At 61.8% G+C, this 3,937-nt stretch carries 2 protein-coding genes and 1 pseudogene; all 3 read left to right on the top strand.

All coding sequences use genetic code 11. The features are described from left to right. Positions 1-1,135 (top strand): annotated as a pseudogene (locus WCA53_RS23330) (type II secretion system secretin GspD); the annotation flags it as partial. Next, positions 1,132-2,619, top strand: a complete 1,488-nt coding sequence (gspE, locus tag WCA53_RS23325) for a type II secretion system ATPase GspE (protein ID WP_423916036.1) — start codon at positions 1,132-1,134, stop codon at positions 2,617-2,619. The pseudogene WCA53_RS23330 and the gene gspE, both read left to right, overlap by 4 nt. Before the next feature lie 4 nt (positions 2,620-2,623). Further along, positions 2,624-3,841 (top strand): type II secretion system inner membrane protein GspF, encoded by a 1,218-nt coding sequence (gene gspF, locus WCA53_RS23320; protein WP_423916034.1) that lies wholly within the window; start codon positions 2,624-2,626, stop codon positions 3,839-3,841. Positions 3,842-3,937: the final 96 nt, after the last annotated feature.

Genomic DNA, 3,937 nt, shown 5'->3' with positions numbered 1-3,937 from the left:
GCTCTCGCAAGGCGGCAACAACGGCGTCTACGGCAGCTCGAGCTTCGGATCGGGCAACACGAATATTGTCGATTTGACGGCTATCGGGAATGGGCTCGCCCAATCCACTACGGCAACGACGTTGGCGGCAGCATCAGGTTTGCTGGCAAACGGCCTGAACGTCGGCATCCTGCACAAGTTCGGCAACGTGTTCGGGCTTGGCGGCTTGCTGCAAGCCCTGGCCACTTCCGCCGATGCAAACGTGCTCTCAACGCCAAACCTCATCACGCTCGACAACGAAGAGGCGAAGATCGTAGTCGGCCAGAACGTGCCGGTAGTGACAGGCTCATATGCCACGCCGACGGCGAACACGAGCACTTCGGTCACTGCATTCAACACCTTCGATCGACGCGATGTCGGTATAACGCTGCACGTGAAACCACAGATCACGACCAACGGCGTGCTGAAGCTTCAGCTCTATCAGGAAGACTCGAGCGTCGACCCGACGACCACGAACAATCCCGGCGGCGTCACGATCAACACGCGCTCGATCCAGTCGACCATCCTTGCTGACGATGGCGAAATTATCGTGCTCGGTGGTTTGATGCAGGATAACTACTCAACGTCGAACAGCAAGATTCCACTCCTCGGCGATATTCCGTGGATCGGTCAGCTGTTCCGCAGTGAGGCGAAAACGCGGACCAAAACCAACCTGATGGTGTTTCTGCGTCCGGTGATCGTGCGTGATCAGGCGACGAGCGCGCAGATCGCGAACCAGCGTTACGATAGCTTGCGCCAGGAGCAAAACAACTCGGGTAGCGATAACCGGATCGAAAAAGATCCGAACGTTCCGGTGATCCCGCCTGCGCCGATGGGGCCGAGCCAGGGCGGTGTGCCAGCGGAGAACCTGTTCAACTGGAACAACATGACGCGCGCGGGCCCCAGCACGACGCTGCCGCAGGCGCCGCAGCCGGCAGGTCAACAGGTTCAGCAGCTACAGCAGCAGCCGCAGCAATACCAGACGGCTCAGCCGCCTGGCACACAACAACAGCCACAACAGCCGCAGCAGCAACCGGCGAACGTGAATAACTACGCGGTGCCGAACAACACACAGCCGGGCACACCGCTGAACGGCGCCCCAGGAGCCACGCCGTGAACACGCTGAACGCGTCCGCTGCGAATGTCGCCACGAGCATTCCGTCACCCCTTGCCGCGCGACTGATTCCGTACGCGTTCGCCCGCACGGGACAGATCCTCGTCGCGCACCAGCATGCGGATGGCATCGAAGTGTGGATCAGCGATAAAACCAGCGACGCGGCCCTGGCCGAGGTCGCCCGCAATTTCGGCGCGCTGTCGATTGTGCGTTTGCCGGTGCCGGAGCTTTCGGCTGCGATCAATTCGGCGTACGCACGCAACGACGGCAGCGCGGCGCAGGTCGTAGGCGAAGTGGAAGGTGAAGTCGACCTGTCCCGCCTGATGCAGGACATTCCCGAAATAGAGGATTTGCTCGAATCGGAAGACGATGCACCGATCATCCGCATGATTAACGCGCTGCTCACGCAGGCTGCGCGGGAACAGGCGTCGGATATTCATATCGAACCGTTCGAGACGTCCTCCGTGGTGCGTTTTCGTGTCGATGGCACCTTGCGCGACGTCGTGCGCCCGAAGAAGGCGCTGCATGGCGCGCTGATTTCGCGCATCAAGATCATGGCGCAACTGGATATCGCCGAAAAGCGCCTGCCGCAAGACGGTCGGATTACGTTGCGCGTAGGCGGGCGTCCCGTGGACGTGCGTGTCTCCACGTTGCCGACCGGTCACGGCGAACGCGCGGTGCTGCGTCTGCTGGAGAAAGATGCGCAGCGGCTGAACCTTGAAACACTCGGCATGGCGCGCGATACGCTCGGTTACTTCGACAAGCTGATCGGCCGTCCGCACGGCATCGTGCTCGTGACGGGTCCGACCGGTTCCGGCAAGACGACGACGCTATACGCGGCCATGTCGCGACTGGAAACCGCCACCACGAACATCATGACGGTGGAAGATCCGATCGAATACGACTTGGGCGGGATCGGCCAGACGCAGGTGAACGAGCGCATCGGCATGACATTCGCGCGCGCATTGCGCTCAATCCTGCGCCAGGATCCAGACATCATCATGATTGGTGAAATCCGCGATCTGGAAACCGCGCAGATCGCGGTGCAGGCGTCGCTGACGGGTCACCTGGTCCTGGCTACGCTGCACACGAACGACGCCGCGTCCGCTGTCACGCGCCTGACGGACATGGGCGTCGAGCCGTATTTGCTGGCGTCGTCATTGCTTGGCGTGCTGGCGCAGCGGCTCGTGCGGCAGTTGTGCCCGGTCTGCAAGGAAGAACGTGCGGAGGACGGCCACATTCACTGGCATGCGGTAGGTTGCAGCCGGTGTGGCAACTCGGGTTATGCGGGGCGTCGCGGCGTGTACGAATTGCTTCTTCTCGATGACCCCATCCGCGCGCTGATTCACCGAAATGCATCGGATGCCGAAATATTGACGGCCGGCCGTGCCGGAGGCATGCGCACGCTGCGCGAGGACGCGAATCGCTGGCTGGCGACGGGCGCGACGTCGCTGGAAGAAGTGCTGCGCGTGACGGGCGGAGACTGAACCCATGCCGGCGTTTCGTTTCGAAGCCATCGATCAGAAGGGCAAGTCGCAAACCGGCGTACTCGATGCCGACAGTGCCCGCGCCGCGCGCACTCAGTTGAGAACGCAAGGGCTCACGCCACTGGTGGTGGAAGCGGCCGGTTTGCGTACCCGTGGCGAACGCAAGCAGCGGCTGTCATTGGGCAAGCGTTTGTCGCAACGCGAGCAGGCGATTCTCACGCGCCAGCTTGCCAGCCTGCTGATCGCGGGCTTACCGCTCGGTGAAACGCTCTCGGTACTCACCGAGCAATCGGAGCGCGACTACATCCGGGAACTGATGGCCGCGATCCGCGCCGAGGTGCTCGGGGGCCATACGTTCGCAAACGCGCTGGCACAGCATCCACGAGATTTTCCCGAGATTTATCGTGCACTGGTAGCGGCCGGGGAACATACCGGCAAGCTCGGCCTGGTGCTATCGCGACTCGCCGATTACATCGAGGAACGCAATGCGCTCAAGCAGAAGATCGTCCTCGCGTTCACCTATCCGGCGATCGTCACGCTGATCGCGTTTGGCATTGTCACGTTCTTGCTGAGCTACGTCGTGCCACAAGTCGTGAACGTGTTTGCCAGCACCAAGCAATCGCTGCCATTCCTCACGATCGCGATGATGGGGCTCTCGGGCTTCGTGCGAAATTGGTGGTGGGCAATGCTCATTGGCGTGGTGCTGGTGAGCTGGTTCATCAAGCAATTGCTCGCGCGTCCCGGTCCACGCATGGCGTTCGACCGCTGGATTCTCACGGCGCCGCTCCTCGGCAAACTCGTGCGCGGCTATAACACCGTGCGCTTTGCCAGCACGCTTGCGATTCTCACGGCGGCGGGCGTACCGATCCTGCGTGCACTGCAAGCTGCCGGCGAGACGTTGAGCAACCGTGCGATGAGCGATAACGTCGACGACGCCATCATCCGCGTGCGCGAAGGCACGTCGCTCTCGCGCGCGCTTGGCAACACGAAAACTTTCCCGCCCGTACTCGTCCACCTGATCCGCTCAGGCGAATCCACGGGCGACGTCACCACCATGCTCGACCGCGCGGCCGAAGGCGAAGCGGGCGAACTTGAACGGCGCACGATGTTCCTCACGAGTCTGCTCGAACCGCTGCTGATCCTCGCGATGGGCGGCGTCGTACTCGTGATCGTGCTCGCGGTGATGCTGCCGATTATCGAACTGAACAATCTGGTGCAGTGAATGAGCACAACCCGGCACAACCCATGAATGCCTTCCAGACGCGCTTGCTTTCGCTCATCGCGCTCGCCATTTTTTGCGCGACGCTGACCTGGTGGA

It is taken from the genome of Caballeronia sp. (assembly GCF_049581465.1).
Lineage (GTDB): Bacteria > Pseudomonadota > Gammaproteobacteria > Burkholderiales > Burkholderiaceae > Caballeronia.
This window is presented reverse-complemented; position numbering and strand designations above follow the sequence as displayed.

Coding starts and splice junctions, on each gene's coding strand:
- gspF (WP_423916034.1), top strand. CDS start 2,624: ATGCCGGCGTTTCGTTTCGAAGCCATCGATCAGAAGGGCAAGTCGCAA.